This window comes from Nocardioides oceani (assembly GCF_030412965.1).
GTDB classification, from domain to species: Bacteria; Actinomycetota; Actinomycetes; order Propionibacteriales; family Nocardioidaceae; genus Nocardioides; species Nocardioides oceani.
Genome location: NZ_JAUHJQ010000003.1, coordinates 103,961 through 121,986 on the forward strand (window position 1 = coordinate 103,961; position 18,026 = coordinate 121,986).

Below are 18,026 nucleotides of genomic sequence, written 5' to 3' on the forward strand. Positions count from 1 at the left end.
ACACACGGCACAGCGGCCCCCACCCCGGACGGGGGTGGGGGCCGCTGCTGTCAGGACCCGGTCAGCGCACCCGCAGGCGCACCACCGGGGCCCGGTCGCCGGCGGCGACGTCGCTGCCGCCGTAGGTCGCGAGGACCCGGTAGGAGCCGCGCACGAGCCGGGGCAGCCGCAGCACGGCCCGGCCGTCGACGAGGGTCGCGGCCAGGGTCCGCACGCGGCCCCCGCCCCGCACCGTGACGGTGACCGTGCCGGTCGGGACGAGGCCGGTAGCGCTCACCGCGACCTCGAGCCGGCCGCGCTCCCGGGCCCCGACGGGGCCGTCGAGCAGCCGGGCGCGGGCGGTGGTCGACGCGCGCTGGACGACGACCGTCGTGCTCGCCGAGGTCGACGGCGCGACCGCGGCCGGGTCGGCCGGGACGTAGGTCGCCGTCAGCTCGTGCCGCCCGACCGGCAGGTCGCCCGGCAGCAGCACGGTCGCGGAGCCGCCGGTCAGCGGCGCCGAGGCCACCAGCACGCCGCTCCGCCGGACCTCGACGGTGCCGGCCGCACCGCGTGCGGAGGCGACGGTCGCGGTCAGCGAGACGCGGCGGGCCGGCTCGGCGGCGTACCGCTGGGTGCGGCCGGACGCGGTCAGCGTGGTCGTCGACCGGGCGGCCTCCGGCGCCGAGACGGTGACCGTCAGCGGCTCGGAGGTCGACGCGGCGTGCGACGACCCGGCGGCCGGCTCGAACCGGGCGAGGACCCGGTGCGTCCCGACGGGGAGGTCGGGCAGGCGCAGCTCGGCGCGGCCGGCGGTGACCGTGGCGGTGCCGAGCGGCCGGCCGTCGGCCGTGAGGAGGAGCGACCCGCTGACCGGACCGGTGCCGCCGCTCGCGGCGACCGTCGCGCGGACGAGCACCCGCTCCTGCTCCGGCGCGCCGAGGACCTGGCCGGCGCGGTCCGCGCCGAGGGTGGTCGTCGTGGCGGTGGCGCCGGGCGTGCCGGGCCCACCGGGGCCGCCCGTGCCGGGACCGCCGGGCGTGCCCGGGCCGGTCGCGGTGCCGACGGTGACCGGTGCGGAGGCGACGACCTGGCCGGTGGGGTCGGTGACCCGGGCGACCACGACCGAGCCGCGGGCGACGCCGGCCAGGTCCACCCGGGCCGGGCTGCCGGCCGGGACGGTGGCGGTGCCGACCTCGGTGGACCGGGAGGTGAGACCCCAGCCCTCGGTGGCCACGCTGCGCCGCGCGAGCAGGTCGATCTTGGCGACGAACTCGTCGTCGCGCGCGTCGTAGCGGGCGTTGGCGCCGCGGAAGGCCGGCTCGTCGTACTTCCACGCCTCGAAGGTGTCCAGGTGCGGGGAGTAGGCGTTGACGGCCATCAGCTCGGCGTCGAGGTCGAGCTGGAGCAGCCGCTGGAAGCCGGTGTCGCGGTCGAGGGTGTCGGCGCGCGGCTCGGGCTGGGTGGAGCGGTAGCCCTGGTAGTCGGCGAGCATCTGGACGACCCGGCGCCCGGTCTCGCCGACGTTGCGGACCGCGACCACGTCGCCGGCGATCTCGGTGGCGTCGACCTGCTCCCCGGTGACCGGGTCGCCGTACTTCGTCGCGACGCCGTGGTAGTGGCCGCCGAGGACGAGGAAGACGTTGTCGCTCGGGGCGACCAGGTCGGACCAGATGTCCTCGCCGCGGGCGGTGTAGCGGCCGTTGCGGTTCTCGATGTCGCCCTCGGTGTTGAGGTAGCTGTGCGTCACCAGGACCACGTTGTGGCGCGGGTGCGCCGCCGCGACCGCACGGCCCCAGTCGATCTGCGCCTGGGTCGGGGCGTAGGGCAGGCTCAGGACGAGCAGGTCCAGGCCGTCGACCTCGACGAAGTCGTAGTGCGCGGAGTTGTCGTCGGGGCCGTAGGAGGCGCCCCACCAGGACTCGCCGGAGTACATCGAGGGCCCGAAGTACTCGTTGTAGAGCCGGTTGTCGCGGCCCCACAGGTTGTCGTGGTTGCCCGGCAGCACGCCGTTGGGCACGTCGGCGTCGTTGAGCAGCTGCATGATCCGCTTGGCGGCGGCGAACTCCTTGCGGGCGCGGACCGGGTCGGCGTTGCCGGCGATCCAGTTCTCGATGATGTCGCCGCCGTTGGTGCTGTAGCCGATCTTGCGGGCGTCGGCGTTGGCGACCACCCAGGTCACCATCCGGCGGAAGACGTCGCGGAAGCCCTCGGAGAGGAACTGGGTGTCGGTCATGTGGTTGAGCGCGACGTCGTACTGCCAGGGGTCCAGGAACGCCTGGTCCTCGACGCCGACCTCGTCCACGGCGCCGCCGCGGGTGCGCGGCCCGTCGATGACCAGCACGTTGGCCCGCCCGTCGAGGACCGACGAGGCGGGGACGTGCGCGACGAGCGTCAGGTCGCCGTCGGCGCTGGGCACGGCGGCGTCGGCGAGCTGCCACGCAGTGCCGTCCCAGGTGTAGGCCTGCACCTCGTCGCGGCGCGGGGCGGTGCCGGTCCAGGTCAGCTCCACGCCGTCGGCCGGGACCTCGGCCACCGGCACCTCGAAGCGCTGGAAGGGGTACTCCGAGCCGGCCGACTCGGTGGTGAGCCCGGATGCCGCGTCGGCCGGCCGTTCGCCGTCGATCGACAGCGTGGCCGGGACCTTGCGGGGGGTCGTGCCGGTGAGGACACGCGCGCCCGTCGTCGGCAGCGGCTGCGCGGCGCGGACGCTGACCTGCAGCTCACCGCTGTCGGCGTCCTCGGTGGTCACGGTCGCGCGGTGGCCGGCGCCGGTCTCCTCGGTGGTCACCTGCGGCGTCCCGGGGGCGGTGACCCGGTCGACCGAGACCGGGTCGAGCTCGCCGGGCAGCGGCTCGGTGGGGTCGACCCAGGTGTGCTCGGCGAGGACACCGGGGGTGCGCTGGGCCACGACGAAGTTCTCCTCGTCGTCGGCGGTGCTGCGGGCGCGCTGGTAGGACTCGCCGAGGTCGGACTTGGCGAAGCCGCGGAGCGTGGAGCCGAAGGCGTTGCACGGGGAGTGCTCGACGGTCTCGTAGACCGCGACCGCGTCGACGAAGCGGCCCTGCGCGTCCGCGACGTACGCGCCGTACGTCGTGTCGGCGAGGCCGGTGCCGTAGACGGCGTCGGCGAGCGCGCGCAGCTCGGCGGGCGCCCCGTCGTCGGTGGCGAGCCAGACCTCGCCGGGCGCGAGCGTGACGTCGCCGAGGTCGGCGACCTGGGCGGGCGCCCCGCCCTGCCCGGTCGCGTAGCAGCGGGTCAGCGACCAGCCGTCGAGGTCGACCGGGGTGTCGCCGTAGTTGGCGATCTCGATGATCTCGTCGTTGTCGCCGGCCGGGCCGCCACCCGCGAGCTCGCTGATGCGGATCGGGCCGCGGACGTTGGGCGCCGGCGGGGTGAGGTCGGCGCGTGCGGAGGCGACCCGCGGGCTGCGCTCCTGGGCCAGGAGGAAGTCCTGGGCGTTGTCGCCGGTGTCCGCGACGCGGTGGTAGGCCTCGCCGCGCAGCGCGTCGAGGTCCTCGGTGACCGGGTCGCCGTCGGTGCAGATGCTGTTCCGGTCGGCGTAGAACCCGACGCGGTCGACGATGCGGTCGTCGCGGCGGGTCAGCATCACGCCGAAGTCCCGGAAGTGCATGCCGGTGGTGTACGTCGCGTCGACCGCGACGCCGGGGCCGAGGCCGGCGGAGGTGTGCGCGACGAGGTACGACGCGCCGGGCGCGAGGAGGCCGCGGGGCAGCGAGCCGTTCTGCAGGTAGGTCGTGCCGTTCTCGCCGCACCGGTAGAGCTTGTAGCCGGTGATGTCGACCGGCTCGGTGCCGGTGTTGGTGAGCTCGACGTACTGGTTGACGTTGTTGCCGAGGACGCCGTTGGTGACCTCGGTGATCTTCACCGGGCCCGGCGCCTCGGTGTCGGTGAGCGGGCCGGTCGCGTTGGGCGCGTCCGGGGTGCGCGTGGCCACCACCCAGTCGACCTCGGGGTCGCCGGTCGTGGCGACCCGCTGGTGGCTCTGGTTCAGCCGGTGGTCGAGCGGCCGCTCGAGCGCGCGGTCGTCGCGGCCGCAGTCGCTGAAGACGCTGTCGTGGTAGAACCCCACGCGGTCCACGACCTGGTAGTCGGGCGTCTCGAGCCAGGCGCCGAAGCCGAACTCGTGCAGCGTCGACCCGCTCGCGTCGTAGTCCGCGTCGCGCTTGACGACCGCCTTGTTGGTGCTCGTCGGCGACCCCACGGTGTAGGTCTCGCCCGGGGCGAGCACGGTGCCGGCCGGCAGCACCTTCTGCGGGCCGTAGGCGTCGCCGGTCTGGCCGCAGCGCAGCAGCCGCCAGCCGGAGACGTCGACCGGCGCGGTGCCGAAGTTCGCGATCTCCATGAAGTCGTCGTTGGAGACGCGGTTGGCGTTGCTGGTCGCGCCGGCGCCTCCGTTGGCGATCTCGCTGATGAGGATCGAGGAGGTGGGGCCGGGCGGGGCCGCAGGGGCCGCGGAGGCGGCCGGCGCCAGGGGCGTGGTCGCCGGCAGCACGGTCGCGGCGAGCAGCGCGGTCAGCGCGCTGGAGGCCAGGACCAGCGGTCTGGGTGGGGTCACGGGTGTTGCCTTTCGCGATGGACGCTCCCGCGGGCGCGGGGCAGCGCAACGCTCGCGACGCCGGGTGACCTCGGCGTGTCCGCTCGCGGCGCCGTCGGTGGCGCCGGCGTGAACACGCGGCGGCACTAGCCTGGATCCCGTGCTCGCGGACGTGGTGGTGGTCGACCACCACGACTCCTACACCTGGAACCTGGTCGACCTGGTCGCGCAGGTGACCGGCGTGCTCCCGACGGTCGTGCAGCACGACGAGGTGACCGCGGACGAGGTGCTCGCCCACGACCGGGTGGTCCTGTCACCCGGCCCGGGACGTCCCGACGACCCGGTCGACTTCCGCGTGGGCCGCGAGGTGCTGCGGGCCGGGACCCGGCCGGTGCTGGGCGTGTGCCTCGGCATGCAGGGCCTGGTGGCGGCGTACGGCGGTCGCGTCGAGCGGGTCGACCCCGCCCACGGGGTGGTGGCGCACGTGACCCACGACGGCCGCGGCGTGCTGTCCGGGCTGCCGCAGGGGTTCGCGGCGGTGCGCTACCACTCGCTGGCCGCCACGGTCGTGCCCGACTGCCTCGAGGTCAGCGCCCGCGCCGAGGACGGGACGGTGATGGGGGTGCGGCACCGCACGCTCCCGCTCGAGGGCGTCCAGTTCCATCCCGAGTCGGTGCTCTCCGAGCACGGCCTGCGGATCGTCGCTGCCTTCCTCGGGGGCCCGGGGTGACCGGGGAGACCGGGGCGGCCGAGCGGGCCTTCGCCGAGGTCGCTGCCGCGCACCGGCGCTGCTTCTGGCTCGAGGCCGGGTCGGTGCTGGGGTGGCTCGACCACGACGACGTCTCCCTGTCCTACGACGCCGCGAGCCGGACGGTGACCCGGCACACCGGTGGCCGCGCCGAGGTGGTCGGCGAGGGCGCGGACGTCTTCGCGGCGCTCGAGGCCGAGCTCGCCACGGGCTCGGCGGACGACCGCTGGTTCGGCTACCTGGGCTACGCGTGCCGCCCCGACCTGCCCGCCCGCGCGGCACAGGGGGTCCCAGACGCGGTGTGGATGCGGCCCTCGCACGTCCGCCGGGTCGCGCACGCCGGGCCGGCGCCGACCGCCGCGCGCATCGCCGCGCCGGTCGTCCCGGCCGCGCCCGGGTGGTACGCCGAGGCGTTCGACCGTGTCCAGGAGGCGCTGCGCGGCGGGCACAGCTACGAGGTCAACCTGACCCACCGCGAGCAGGTGACGAGCGGGCTCGACCCCGTGGCGGCGTACCTCCGCCTGCGCCGGCTCAACCCCGCGCCGTACGCCGGGTTCCTCCAGCACGACGTCCCGGGCGCGCGGGCCTGGCTGCTCTCCAGCAGCCCCGAGCGGTACGCCGCCGTGCAGCCCGGCCCGGGCGGCGGCCGCACCGTGGAGACCCGGCCGATCAAGGGCACCACCGCGCGCGGCACGACGCCGGCCGAGGACGCGGCGGCGGCCGAGCGGCTGCGCACCGAGCAGCGCTACCGGGCCGAGAACCTCATGGTCGTCGACCTGCTGCGCAACGACCTGGCCACCGTGTGCGAGCCGGGCTCGGTGGAGGTGCCGGTGCTGATGGACGTGGAGTCCTACGCCAGCGTGCACCAGCTCGTCTCGACCGTCCGCGGCCGGCTCCGTCCCGAGATCTCGACCGTCGGTGCGCTGCGCGCGCTGTTCCCGGCCGGTTCGATGACCGGCGCGCCGAAGCGGCGGACGATGGAGGTCGTCGACGCGGTGGAGGCGACGCCCCGCGGCATCTACGCCGGCGCGTTCGGGTGGGTGGCCGCCGACGGGAGCGCCGACCTCGGCGTCGTCATCCGGAGCCTGGTCACCGCCGGTGACGGTCGGTGGGAGCTGGGTACCGGTGGCGGCGTCACCGTCCACTCCGACGCAGACTCCGAGCACGCCGAGGCACGATGGAAGGCGGAGCGGCTCCTCGCCGTCTTCGCGGACCCAGGAGGTAACCCCACGTGAGCACCGTCGAGAGCATGGCCAAGCCGCACGTCATCGTGCTGTTCGGCGCCACCGGCGACCTGTCCCGCCGCAAGCTGCTGCCGGGGCTGCTGCACCTGTTCGAGGCGGGCCTGCTGACGGACACCCGCATCGTCGGGACCTCCCTGGAGGACGTCGACTCCGCCCACTTCGAGACGTTCGCGCGCGAGGCGTGCGAGGAGTTCGGCGACGGCACGATCGACGACGCCCGCTGGGCGCCGTTCGGGAACCTGCTCAGCTACCTGCCGCAGTCCGCCGGCCCGCAGGCGCTGGCCGACGAGGTGGCCCGCGCCGAGGAGACGCTCCCGGGACCCGACGAGCGCAAGCGCCGGCTCCACTACCTCAGCGTGCCGCCCAAGGCCGCCCTCGACGTGGTGCACCAGCTCGACAAGGCCGGCCTGGTCGAGCGGTCCCGGATCGTCATGGAGAAGCCGTTCGGCACCGACCTGGAGTCGGCGGTGAACCTCAACGCCGAGCTGCACGAGGTCTTCGACGAGCAGCAGATCTTCCGCATCGACCACTTCCTCGGCAAGGAGGCGGCGCAGAACATCCTCGCGTTCCGCTTCGCCAACGGCCTCTTCGAGCCGATCTGGAACCGCAACTTCATCGACCACGTGCAGATCGACGTCCCCGAGACGCTCGGGCTCGAGGGGCGCACGAAGTTCTACGAGTCCACCGGCGCCTACCGCGACATGGTCGTCACCCACCTGATGCAGGTGCTGGCGTTCATGGCGATGGAGCCGCCGACGTCGCTGGAGCCGGACCCGATCAGCGACGAGAAGAACAAGGTCTTCCGCTCGATGAAGCCGATCGACCCCCACGACGTGGTGCGCGGGCAGTACGCCGGCTACCGCGGCAAGGAGGAGGTCGCCGACGACTCCGACACCGAGACCTTCATCGCGCTCAAGGTCGAGATCGACAACTGGCGGTGGGCCGGCGTCCCGATCTACCTGCGCACGGGCAAGAAGATGGCCGAGAGCGCGCGGATCATCTCGATCGCGTTCAAGGAGCCGCCGCTGTCGATGTTCCCGGCCGGCTCGCAGGCGGGGATGCAGGGGCCCGACCACCTGACCTTCGACCTCGCCGACCAGTCGCGGATGTCGCTGTCGTTCTACGGCAAGAAGCCGGGTCCAGGCATGAAGCTGGAGAAGCTGTCGATGCAGTTCGCCACGCACGAGACGTCGTCCTCGACCGGCGTGCTGGCGGCGTACGAACGGCTCATCCACGACGCCATGCGCGGCGACCACACGCTGTTCACCACCGCCGAGGGCATCGAGACGCTCTGGGACAAGTCGACGGCGCTGCTCGAGACGCCGCCGCCGGTGCGGACGTACCAGCCCGGCACGTGGGGTCCCAACGCGATCCACCAGCTCGTCGCGCCGCACGCGTGGCGGCTGCCGTTCGAGCGGGCCTGGCGGCAGCCGGCGCAGGACGGCACCGACGCCTGAGCCCGCGGGCGCCTGGTCCTGCGGCTCAGGCGCCCGACGTCGTACGTCGCCCGTCGTCCTCCCACTGCTCCTTGCCGAGGTCGACGGTGCGGCGGGCGTTGGCGAGCGAGGCGAGCACGATGGTGCCGAGCGCGCCCCGGCGGTCGAAGACGGTGGCCGTGCCGACGGCGATCCCGTCCTCCTCGAGCCGGTCGACGGCGTGCAGGCCGATCTCGGTGCCGGCGGGGCGGCGGACGAGGGTCAGCGTGATGTCGGTGTTGATGTGCTCGACCCCGCGGGTGCCCCAGTTGGTCACCAGGCTCGCGCCGTCGGCGATGGCGGCGATGGCCTGGAACGGCGTGGCGGCCTCCCCGGCCACGACCGGGACGGCGCTGTTCCACGACGTCTTGCGCGAGGCGTTCTGGTGCTCGCGGAAGTCCTGGGACCACCCGGCGTCGCTGTGCAGGAACGGCACGTGCGGCTCGGTGGTCGGCGGTGCGACGTCCTCCGGCGGCGGGGACGGGTGGGTGCCGGGCATCCACACCTCGCCCTCGGTGTCGCCGGTCGGCTTGAGGAAGAGCCCGCTCGCGCGGGCGACCGGCGTGCCGTCCTGGAGGGCCACGACGTCGAGGAGCGCCAGCCGCGGCCCGGCGCGGACCACCTCGGTGGTGAACGTCAGCGGCCGCCGGCTGGCCGGGCGGAACAGGTCGGCGGTGTAGCGCGCCGGGCGCAGGTCGGTGCGGCCCTCCGCCTCGATCCGATGCTCCAGCGCGCGGGCCATCGCCCCGCTGACCGCGACGCCGTGCAGGTGGTCGGCACCCCAGCTGCTGACCGCGAGGTCGGTGGCGACGAGGCTCTCGCCGTCGTCGTCGGACGTGAAGAAGGCCAGCTCCATGGCCGCATCCTGGCAGGCGCCCCGGCGGGCGGCCCGCGGGGTCGGTCCGCGGGGTCAGTCCGCGGGGTCAGTCCGCGGCCCGCTCCGGTGCCCGCTCGGAGAGCAGGCGCAGCACCTCGCGGGTGGCCCGGACGAGGCGGTCGCGCTGGGTCGGGTCGAGCACCAGCGCGTTGACCGACTCGATGAGGCCGCCGGTCTGCACGAAGCCGGTCACGAGCACGGCGTCGTCGGTGACCTGCTCGACGGTGCGGGCGGCGTCGGCGGTGGGCAGGTCGACGTCGCGGACCGTGCCGGCGATGTCGGTGCCGATGCTGTCCCACGCGTCCTCGAAGGAGCCGTCGAACCACAGGTAGTTCACGTCGAGCGTCGCCCCGCCGTCGGCCACCGGCAGGTAGGAGCAGCGCATCGCGCCCGGCTCGCCGTCCTCCTCGGTGACCTCCTCGCCGAGCACGCGGCCGACCTCGGCGGGGTCCAGGTCGTCGCAGGGGTTCCACGACGCGACGGTCGGGGAGGAGCCCGGCGTCGCCGTCGCGTCCGCCGCCCCGTGCGGGGAACCGGCGGAGGCCGGCGCCGCTCCGGGGTCGTCGGTGTCCTCGGGGCCGTCGCCGGAGCAGCCGGCGAGGAGCGCCAGGGAAGCCAGCGACGCCAGGGGTACGGCGAGTGCGCGCCTCATCCGCGGGCGCCCGTCCGGCCGGGGCCCGCCGCGGGGGCCGGGGCGGGCAGCGAGAGGACCAGCCGCGCCCCGCCCGCGGGGGACCGGTCGACCTCGACGCGGCCCGCGTGCCGGTCCGCGACCCGCGCCACGATCGAGAGGCCCAGGCCGGAGCCCGGCATGCTGCGGGACTCCTCGGCGCGCCAGAAGCGGTCGAACACGTGCGGTCGGTCCTCCTCGGAGATGCCCGGTCCCTCGTCGTCGACGGTGAGCACGCCGCCGGCCAGGCGGACGGTCACGGTGCCGCCGGGCGGGCTCCACTTGGCGGCGTTGTCGAGCAGGTTGGTCACCGCGCGCTCCAGCGCGGCGGAGTCGCCGACGACCTCGAACGGCTCCGCGACGACGTCGAACACGAGGCCGGGCGCCCGGCGGCGTACCCGCGCCAGCGCCTGGTCGACGACCTCGGCGAGGTCCACGGGGGCGACCACGTGGGCCGCCTCGTCGTCGCGGGAGAGCTCGACGAGGTCGCCGATGAGGGTGGTGAGCTCCTCGATCTGCGCGCGGACGTCGGCGAGCAGCTCGGCGCGGGCGCCCTCGGGGAGGCCGCCGTCGCCGCCCGGGCCGGTCGCCTCGGCGTCGGCCTGGGTGAGCAGCTCGATGTTGGTCCGCAGCGAGGTCAGCGGCGTGCGCAGCTCGTGCCCGGCGTCGGCGACCAGGCGGCGCTGCCGGTCGCGGGAGGCGGCGAGGGCGGTGAGCATCTCGTTGAAGGCGGCGGCCAGGCGCGCGACCTCGTCGTCCCCCTCCACCGCGATCGGGTCGAGGTCCTCGGTGCGGGCGATGGCCTCGACCTCCGAGGTGAGCCGGCGCACCGGGCGCAGGCCGTTGCGGGCGACCGCCCAGCCCGCCACGCCCGCGGCGACGACGCCGAGGAGTCCGAAGACCAGCATGACCACGCCGAGCCGGGCCAGCACCTGCTGCTGCGGCTCGAGCGACTGGGCGACGACGAGCGCGCCGCCGTCGCCGGCCGGGACCGCGACGACGCGGTAGTCGCGCCCGCCGGCGTAGATCGTCCGCGCCGTCCAGCTCCGCTCGCCGGTGGCGACCGCGGTCTCGGTGCCGAGCTGCATCGGCGGCAGCTGGTCGTAGGTGCGGTAGCTGCCGTCGGCGTACACGAAGGCGATCCGGACGTCCGCGGCGCCGAGCGCCCACGAGGGGAGCTGGTAGTCGTTGGTCAGCTCGGAGAGGAAGGGGTACTTCGCGGCGGCGTGGGCGCGCTCGAGCAGCGAGTTGTCCAGCGTCGACTGCAGCTGCACCCGGGCGGTCATGAACGCCCCGACCGCGACGAACGCGACCGCCAGGCCGACCGCGATGGTGGTGAGCAGGGTGACCCGGCCGGCGAGCGAGCGCAGCAGCCCGCTCATGCTTCCTTCAGCACGTAGCCGACGCCGCGCACGGTGTGGATCAGCCGCGGCTCGCCCTCGGCCTCGGTCTTGCGGCGCAGGTAGCCGACGTAGACCTCCAGGGAGTTGGCGGTCGTGGGGAAGTCGTAGCCCCAGACCTCCTCGAGGATGAACGAGCGCTCGAGCACCCGCCGGGGCCGCCGCAGGAACATCTCCAGCAGCGTGAACTCCGTCCGCGTCAGCTCGATCAGCCGCTCGCCGCGCCGCACCTCGCGGGTCGCCACGTCCATCGACAGGTCGGCGAACGACAGCACCTCGTCGGGGGCGTCCTCGGCCGGCACCACCCGCCGCAGGAGCGCGCGCAGCCGGGCCAGGAGCTCGGCCAGCGCGAACGGCTTGGTCAGGTAGTCGTCGGCCCCCGCGTCGAGACCCTCCACCCGGTCGCCGACGGCGTCGCGGGCGGTGAGCACGAGGACGGGTACGTCGTTGCCGGCCGCGCGCAGCGCCCGGGTCGCCTCGATCCCGTCGAGCCGGGGCATCATCACGTCCATCACGACGACGTCGGGGCCGACCCTGCCGATCGCGGCCAGCGCCTCCGCACCGTCGGTGGCGACGTGCACCTCGTACCCGTTGAACTCCAGCGACCGCCGCAGCGACTCCCGCACGGCCTTGTCGTCGTCGACGACGAGGGCGCGGGGCTTGACGGACGCTGGCACGACGTCATGGTGCCAGTCCGGCCTGAGGCACCGCTGAGAACTCCGCGCTCGGAGCCGGACCCGTCCGCGCCTGCCGGTCCGCGGCGGGGGCGGGCTCCTCCGGGCGTCGACGGTCGTTCAATTGCGCGGTTGTAGCGGTTCTACCGACCGGTAACCGGCCAGAACCGCGCAATTGAACGATTGTGGTCGCGCCCGGACCGGACCCGCCTAGGCTGCGGGCAACCTGGGGGGTCTCATGCCGCACCGCGTCCACGTGCTCGTCCTGCTCGTCGTCGCCTGCTCGCTCGCACTGGCCGGCCCCGTGGTGGGACTGGCCGGGACGGCGTCGACGGCGTCGACGGCCGGCCCCGACGAGCCCGGGCGCCGCTCGGCCGCGCACCAGCGGGTGGTGGTGCCGCAGGCCGCGGCCGAGCCGGTCCTGCCCGACCGGTTCCAGGAGGAGGTCGTGCTCGACGGCCTCGACCAGCCCACGGCGGTCGACTTCGGGCCGGGCGGCGAGATCTTCGTGGCCGACAAGGGCGGCGTGGTCCGGGTGTGGGAGACGCCGGACGCCGAGCCGGTGCAGGTCGTCGACCTCAGCACGAACGTGCACAACCTCTACGACCGCGGCCTGCTCGGCCTGGCCGTCGACCCGGGCTTCCCGGAGCGGCCCTACCTCTACGTCCTCTACGCCTACGACCACATCCTCGGCAGCGAGCAGCCGGCGCCGCAGTGGGGCGTCCCGGGGGTGGCGTACGACGAGTGCCCCGACCCCGAGGACGGCGGCCCGGGCGCGGAGGACATGGGCTGCCTGGCGAGCGGGCGCCTCTCGCGCCTGGCGCTGGCCCCCGTGCCGGGCGGCTGGCAGGCCACCGGCGAGGAGGAGGTCGTGCTCGAGGACTGGTGCATGCAGTACCCCTCGCACGCGACCGGCTCCCTGCACGTCGGCCCCGACGGCCACCTGTGGGCCAGCGGCGGCGAGGGCGCGCACTACCTCGAGGTCGACCGCGGACAGCTCGGCGCGCCGTACTGGCCCGGCGGCAACGCCTGCGGCGACCCCGTCCGCGAGGGCGGCTCGCTGCGCGCGCAGGACGTCCGCACGACCGACGACCCGACGGGCCTGTCCGGCTCGGTCATCCGCATCGACCTCGAGACCGGCGCGGGCGTGCCGGGCAACCCGTTCGCGGGCCGCGACGACGTCAACGCGCGGCGGATCGTGGCCTTCGGCATGCGCAACCCGTTCCGCTTCGCCTTCCGGCCGGGCACCGGCAGCGACCCCGAGGTGTACGTCGGCGACGTCGGTCAGGGCGGCTGGGAGGAGATCGACCGGCTCCGGGCGGGCGGGCCCGCGGAGAACTTCGGCTGGCCCTGCTTCGAGGGACCCGACCGCAACGCCGGCTTCGACCCGCTCGACCTGCCGCTGTGCGAGTCGCTCTACCGCGACCGGAGCGCGACGAAGCCGTTCTACGCCTACCCGCGCACCGGCGCGATCGCGGGCGAGAGCTGCCCGACGGGGTCGGCGTCGATCTCCGGGCTGCAGTTCGGCGCGAGCGCGGACTACCCCGCGGCGTACCGCGGTGCGCTGTTCTTCTCCGACTACTCCCGCCAGTGCATCTGGGTGATGGGCAAGCGGGCCGACGGCTCGCCGGACCCGACGCGCGTCCGGCCGTTCCTGGAGGGCGCGGCGAGCCCGGTCGAGCTGCTGACCGGGCCGGAGGGCGACCTGTACTACCTCAGCCTCGGCGTCGACCAGCAGGGCTACCCCGCGGCCGGCGCGGGATCCCTGCGCCGCGTGCGGTACGTCGCCGGGAACCGCGCGCCCCGGGCGCGGGTCGAGTCGCGCACCCCGACCTGGGGCCCGGCGCCGCTCGACGTCGTGCTCGACGCCTCGGGGTCGACCGACGCCGAGGGCGACGTCCTCGGCTTCCGCTGGGACCTCGACGGGGACGGCGAGTTCGACGACGCGGACAGCCCCGAGGTCTACACGACCGTCACCAGGGACGCCGACGTGACCGTCCGCGTCCGGGTCACCGACGGCAACGGCGGCGAGGACGTCGCGGCGATCGTCCTGCACCCGGGCGACGCGGGCCCGCCGACGTTGAGCATCGCCGAGCCGTCGCGCGACCTGCGCTGGTCGGTCGGCGACCGGATCCCCCTCGCGGCGACGGCCACCGACCCCGACGGCACCGAGCCGACCGTGACCTGGTCGGTGGCGCTCGCGCACTGCCCGGGCGAGGTGTGCCACACCCACCCGCTGCAGACGGCGGTGCCGGGCGACACCGAGGTGCGCGGGCCCGACCACGAGCACCCGTCGTACCTCCTCGTCTCGGCGACCGCGACCGACGGCCGCGGCCTCAGCACGACCGAGTCGTTCCGGCTCGAGCCGCGCACCGTCGAGCTGCGGTTCCGCAGCCGGCCGGGCGGGCTGCCGCTGTCGGTGGCCGGGACGCGCCGCGCCCGCACCTGGACCGGCACGTTCATCGTCGGCTCCCGCGTGACGGTCACCGCGCCGAAGCGGCACCGCCGGGACGGGGCGACCTACACCTTCCGCCGCTGGTCCGACGGGGTCCGCCGCACGCACACCTACGTCGCCCCCGCGCGGCCGGCGACGCTCACCGCGGTCTACCAGCGCCGGACGTAGGCGCCGCCGGGAGGGATCAGCGGTAGCGGGCCGCCGCGGCCGCGGCCCGCGCGCCGTACCCGCCGCCGAACAGGCAGGCGTGCACGAGCAGCGGGAAGAGCTGGTGCAGCGCCAGCCGGTCCTCCCAGCCGTCGGCGAGCGGCGTGACCTCGGCGTACGCCTCGAGGACCTTGGGCAGGTGGGGCAGCCCGAAGAGCGAGAGCATCGCCAGGTCCACCTCGCGGTGCCCGCCGTACGCCGCCGGGTCGACGAGGTGCACGCCGTCGACGCCCCACACGACGTTGCCGTTCCACAGGTCGCCGTGCAGCCGGGCCGGCCCCTCCTCGGGCAGCAGCGCGGGCAGGCGGCCCACGACCGACTCCACCGTGGCGGCCTGCTCGGGCGTCACCGCGCCGCGGTCGCGGGCCAGCTTCAGGTAGGGCAGCACGCGCCGCACGGCGTAGAACTCCGCCCAGCTCGGCGCGGTCCGGTTGGGCAGCGGCAGCCGCGCGACGTAGCCGTCGCGGTGCTCGCCGCCCGGCCCCGCGCCGTACGCCGCCGCGCCGGCCGCGTGCGTGGCGGCCAGCGCCCGACCGAGGTCGGCCGCGGCGTCGGCGCCCTGCTTGCCGGGCTCGACCCAGCGCACGACCAGGCACTCGGCGTCGACGGCCAGCACCTCCGGCACATGAGCGCCGCCGTCGACCTCGGCGAGCCAGCGCAGCCCGCGGGCCTCGGTCTGGAAGAAGTCGGCCGGAGCGTGCGGCATGGTCTTCATCAGCGCCGTGGTGCCGTTGCTGAGCCGGAGCTTGGTCGCCGTGGCGGTGTCGCCGCCGGCGACGGGGGCCGTGGCCACCACGGCAGCGCCGAGGAGCTCCTCGGCGCGGCGGGCGACCAGCGGCTGGCGGGCCATCTCAGGGGCGCCCCAACAGGCGCTGCAGCGAGCCGGTGAGGGCGGCGGACGTCCGCTCGACCATCTGCAGCACCTCCTCGAAGCCGTCGTCGCCACCGTAGTACGGGTCCGGTACCTCCCCGCCGGGGTCGACCGGGTCGAAGGTCCGGAACAGCGCGACCCGTTCCCCGGCACCGCCGAGGTCGGCCAGGTTGGCGTGGTCCATCGCGAGCACCAGGTCGTGCTCGTGGAGCCACGACGGCGTGAGCTGCTGCGCGCGGTGCCGCGTCGCGTCGTACCCCGCCGCGGTCAGCGTGGCGGCGGCGCGCTCGTCCATCGGCTTCCCGACGTGCCAGTCGCCCGTGCCGCAGCTGAGGACCCGCACGACGCCGGAGAGGCCGGCCTCGTCGAGGCGCTGCTCGAGCACGACGTGGGCCATGGGGGAGCGGCAGATGTTGCCCAGGCAGACCAGGGCGACCGCGTAGCGGCCGGGCGTGCGCGGCGCGGGGAGGGCGGCGGTCACCGGCGGTCGTCCCCGACGACGCGGTCGACGACCCAGGTCATCACCGTGATGACGACGGCGCCGAGCACGGCCGCCCAGAAGCCGTCGACGCGGAAGCCGAGGTCCAGCTGCTCGGCCAGCCACCCGGTCAGCGCCAGCATCGCGGCATTGATGACCAGGAGGAACAGCCCGAGCGTGACGATGATGAACGGGATCGACAGCAGGGTGAGCACGGGCTTCACCACCGACGTCACGACGCCGAGGATGAGCGCGACCAGCAGCAGCGGGAGCCACTTGTGCTCGAGCTCGGCGGTGCCGCTCGAGGGTCCGGTGAACCGCACGCCGTCGACGAGCCAGGCGGCCGTCGCGAGCGCGACCGCGGTGGTGAGGAGCCAGGAGACGAAGCGCACGCCGCCATCCTGGCAGCCGGGCGGCTGGCTCAGTCCTCCAGGCCGAGGGCGTCGATGATCGCGACCTCGGCGTCGGCGAGGTGCCGGTCGAGGAAGGCGGAGGCGGCGGGGAGGTCGCCGGCCTCGAGCAGGTCGAGCAGCGCCCGGTGGGAGTCGGCCTGGTCGTGGGCGTTGCGGCGGATCCGGTCGACCTGGGCCAGCGCGAGCTTGAGCTCGGTGACGAGGTGCTCGGCCATGTGGACCAGCCGCGGCGAGCCGGTGAGGCCCACGAGGGAGACGTGGAAGGCGAGGTGACGCTCGTTGAGCAGCTGGTACGACGCGCCCTCGGCGACCGCGGAGGTGTAGGCCACGAGGGTGGTCCGGACCAGGTCGCGCGCCGCCTCGGGCGCCTCGGCCCAGCGGCGCACGCCGGCGCCCTCCAGCACCGCGCGGGCCCGGCAGACGTCGCGCACCGACGCCGGGTCCGGGCTGGTGACCGAGACCCCGCGGTGGGGCTCGCGGGTGGCCAGGCCCTCGGCGACCAGCACCGTGAGCGCCTCGCGGACGGTGGGCCGGGAGACCCCGAGGGAGGCGGCGAGGGCGACCTCGCGCAGCGCGGTGCCGCTCTCCAGCTCGCCCTCGAAGACCGCGCGCCGCAGCTCCTGCGCCACCCGGTCGACGGTGGAGGAGTGGTCGAGGCTCAGCGTGCCGAAGGGCTCGGACATGCGGCTCATCCTCCCCCATCGCGCGCCGACTTGTGGATGACCCGTTCCTGCCCCACACTCCCCGTTGTCAGGTTGTCTGACAATCGTCGTGGCGGACGTCACGCGGACCGGATCGGGAGGTGGGCTCGTGGAGCAGCTGCAGTGGGGTCGTCACTACGTCGCGGTGGAGCCGACGCACTTCCGCGTCGAGTACGCCATCAACCCGTTCATGGACCCCGCCGTCCAGCCCGACCCCGAGCGCGCCCTCGCGCAGTGGCGCACGATGGTCGCCACCCTCGAGGGCCTCGGCGCCCGCGTGGACGTGCTGCCGCAGCGGCCCGACGCGCCGGACATGGTCTACGCGATGAACCTCGGCCTCGGCCTGGTCCGCGAGGACGGCTCCCGCCACGTCGTCATGTCGCACATGCGCTACGTCGAGCGCCGGATGGAGACCCTCTCCGCGCAGCCGTGGTTCGCAGCCTCCGGCGCCACCACGTCGTACGTCGGTCGCGACGGCGTCGGCGCGCACCTCGAGGCCGGCGACGCGTTCGCGTTCGGTGGCGACCTGGTCGTCGGCTTCGGCCCGCGGACCGAGGAGCTCGCGCTCAAGCACCTGGCCGCCGAGCTCGGCCTGCGGGTACGCGGCCTGCGGATCACCCACCCGGGGATGTACCACCTGGACCTGGCGTTCTGCCCGCTCGACGAGCGCCGGGCGCTCGTGTGCCCGGCAGCGCTCGACGACGCCTCGGCCGCGGCGCTGCTCGAGCTGGTCCCCGAGCCGCTGGTGCTGACCGAGGAGGAGGCGCTGACGACGTTCTGCGCCAACTCCGTCGTCGTCGGCCGCACGGTCCTCATGCCGGCCTGCCCGCCGCGGGTGCGCGCACGGCTGGAGGACTGGGGCTTCGAGGTCGTGCTCGTCGACGTCGCGGAGTTCCACAAGGGCGGCGGCTCCATCCGCTGCCTGACCAACCCGGTCGACGTCACCCTGGGCCGCGACCTGACGGTCGTGCCCGGCGGCGAGGTCGTGCTCCCGGCCCAGCTGTAGAGGGCCGGGCGCCCCGGCCGCTCAGCGGCAGGCGGGCGAGGTGCAGGTCGTGGTGGTCGTCAGCTCGGGCTGGGGCGCCTGCCCCAGGGCGAGGACGGCGAGGCTGCTGAGGAGCAGGCCGAGACCGAGCTGACGAGCGATGCGCACGGCAGAACCGTAGGGCCCGCGGACCCGCCGCGGACCGGTTCAGCGAAGGATCCTCCGATCGGTCGGCCGGCCTCTCACCCGGACGGGTTTCGACCGGAGCCGGGAGGGTCATCCTCCGCGCGT

General features: G+C 74.9%; 15 protein-coding genes. 5 read left to right on the forward strand and 10 right to left on the reverse strand.

What is annotated here, in order from left to right; genetic code table 11:
* Positions 1-61: 61 nt before the first annotated feature.
* Entirely contained in the window at positions 62-4,558 is a 4,497-nt protein-coding gene (locus QWY28_RS10070; RefSeq protein WP_300952398.1) for a lamin tail domain-containing protein, read from the reverse strand.
* A gap of 139 nt (positions 4,559-4,697) precedes the next feature.
* Between QWY28_RS10070 and QWY28_RS10075 the strand changes: the two genes are divergently transcribed.
* The 3 genes from QWY28_RS10075 to zwf are packed head-to-tail and all read left to right on the forward strand — an operon-like array spanning position 4,698 to position 7,986.
* Positions 4,698-5,267, forward strand: a complete 570-nt coding sequence (locus QWY28_RS10075) for an anthranilate synthase component II (protein ID WP_300952399.1) — start codon at positions 4,698-4,700, stop codon at positions 5,265-5,267.
* Entirely contained in the window at positions 5,264-6,520 is a 1,257-nt protein-coding gene (locus QWY28_RS10080) for an anthranilate synthase component I family protein (protein WP_300952400.1), read from the forward strand. The genes QWY28_RS10075 and QWY28_RS10080 overlap by 4 nt, the downstream gene beginning before the upstream one ends.
* Positions 6,521-6,534: 14 nt before the next feature.
* Positions 6,535-7,986 carry a glucose-6-phosphate dehydrogenase gene (gene zwf / locus QWY28_RS10085; protein WP_300952651.1) on the forward strand — a complete coding sequence of 484 codons (1,452 nt, stop codon included), beginning with the start codon at positions 6,535-6,537 and terminating at the stop codon, positions 7,984-7,986.
* Positions 7,987-8,011: 25 nt separating this feature from the next.
* On the opposite strand, the gene QWY28_RS10090 is transcribed toward zwf, so the two are convergent.
* From QWY28_RS10090 to QWY28_RS10105, 4 genes are all read right to left on the reverse strand, one after another.
* On the reverse strand, positions 8,012-8,860 hold the full coding sequence (locus QWY28_RS10090; RefSeq protein ID WP_300952401.1) for a thioesterase family protein: 849 nt from the start codon (positions 8,858-8,860) through the stop codon (positions 8,012-8,014).
* Between the two features lie 67 nt (positions 8,861-8,927).
* On the reverse strand, positions 8,928-9,533 hold the full coding sequence (locus QWY28_RS10095; protein ID WP_300952402.1) for a DUF3558 domain-containing protein: 606 nt from the start codon (positions 9,531-9,533) through the stop codon (positions 8,928-8,930).
* Positions 9,530-10,933 (reverse strand): HAMP domain-containing sensor histidine kinase, encoded by a 1,404-nt coding sequence (locus tag QWY28_RS10100; RefSeq protein ID WP_300952403.1) that lies wholly within the window; start codon positions 10,931-10,933, stop codon positions 9,530-9,532. The genes QWY28_RS10095 and QWY28_RS10100 overlap by 4 nt, the downstream gene beginning before the upstream one ends.
* On the reverse strand, positions 10,930-11,628 hold the full coding sequence (locus QWY28_RS10105; protein ID WP_300952404.1) for a response regulator transcription factor: 699 nt from the start codon (positions 11,626-11,628) through the stop codon (positions 10,930-10,932). Before QWY28_RS10105 ends, QWY28_RS10100 begins: the two co-directional genes overlap by 4 nt.
* Before the next feature lie 235 nt (positions 11,629-11,863).
* Between QWY28_RS10105 and QWY28_RS10110 the strand changes: the two genes are divergently transcribed.
* Positions 11,864-14,248 carry a PQQ-dependent sugar dehydrogenase gene (locus tag QWY28_RS10110; RefSeq protein ID WP_300952405.1) on the forward strand — a complete coding sequence of 795 codons (2,385 nt, stop codon included), beginning with the start codon at positions 11,864-11,866 and terminating at the stop codon, positions 14,246-14,248.
* A gap of 16 nt (positions 14,249-14,264) precedes the next feature.
* Here the strand turns inward: QWY28_RS10110 and QWY28_RS10115 are convergent, their stop codons facing one another.
* Genes QWY28_RS10115 through QWY28_RS10130 form a run of 4 tightly spaced genes read right to left on the reverse strand, consistent with a single transcriptional unit; the run spans position 14,265 to position 16,732 of the window.
* Positions 14,265-15,137 carry a fructosamine kinase family protein gene (locus QWY28_RS10115; RefSeq protein WP_300952406.1) on the reverse strand — a complete coding sequence of 291 codons (873 nt, stop codon included), beginning with the start codon at positions 15,135-15,137 and terminating at the stop codon, positions 14,265-14,267.
* Position 15,138: 1 nt separating this feature from the next.
* Entirely contained in the window at positions 15,139-15,639 is a 501-nt protein-coding gene (locus QWY28_RS10120) for a low molecular weight protein-tyrosine-phosphatase (RefSeq protein WP_300952407.1), read from the reverse strand.
* A complete protein-coding gene (locus QWY28_RS10125) occupies positions 15,636-16,028 on the reverse strand; it encodes a phage holin family protein (RefSeq protein ID WP_300952408.1) in 393 nt (130 codons plus the stop codon). The genes QWY28_RS10120 and QWY28_RS10125 overlap by 4 nt, the downstream gene beginning before the upstream one ends.
* Before the next feature lie 29 nt (positions 16,029-16,057).
* Positions 16,058-16,732: a GntR family transcriptional regulator gene (locus tag QWY28_RS10130; protein ID WP_300952409.1), complete on the reverse strand. Its 675-nt coding sequence runs from the start codon at positions 16,730-16,732 to the stop codon at positions 16,058-16,060.
* Positions 16,733-16,859: 127 nt separating this feature from the next.
* Between QWY28_RS10130 and QWY28_RS10135 the strand changes: the two genes are divergently transcribed.
* A complete protein-coding gene (locus QWY28_RS10135) occupies positions 16,860-17,756 on the forward strand; it encodes a dimethylarginine dimethylaminohydrolase family protein (protein ID WP_300952410.1) in 897 nt (298 codons plus the stop codon).
* Between the two features lie 21 nt (positions 17,757-17,777).
* Here the strand turns inward: QWY28_RS10135 and QWY28_RS10140 are convergent, their stop codons facing one another.
* Entirely contained in the window at positions 17,778-17,903 is a 126-nt protein-coding gene (locus QWY28_RS10140) for a hypothetical protein (RefSeq protein WP_300952411.1), read from the reverse strand.
* Positions 17,904-18,026: the final 123 nt, after the last annotated feature.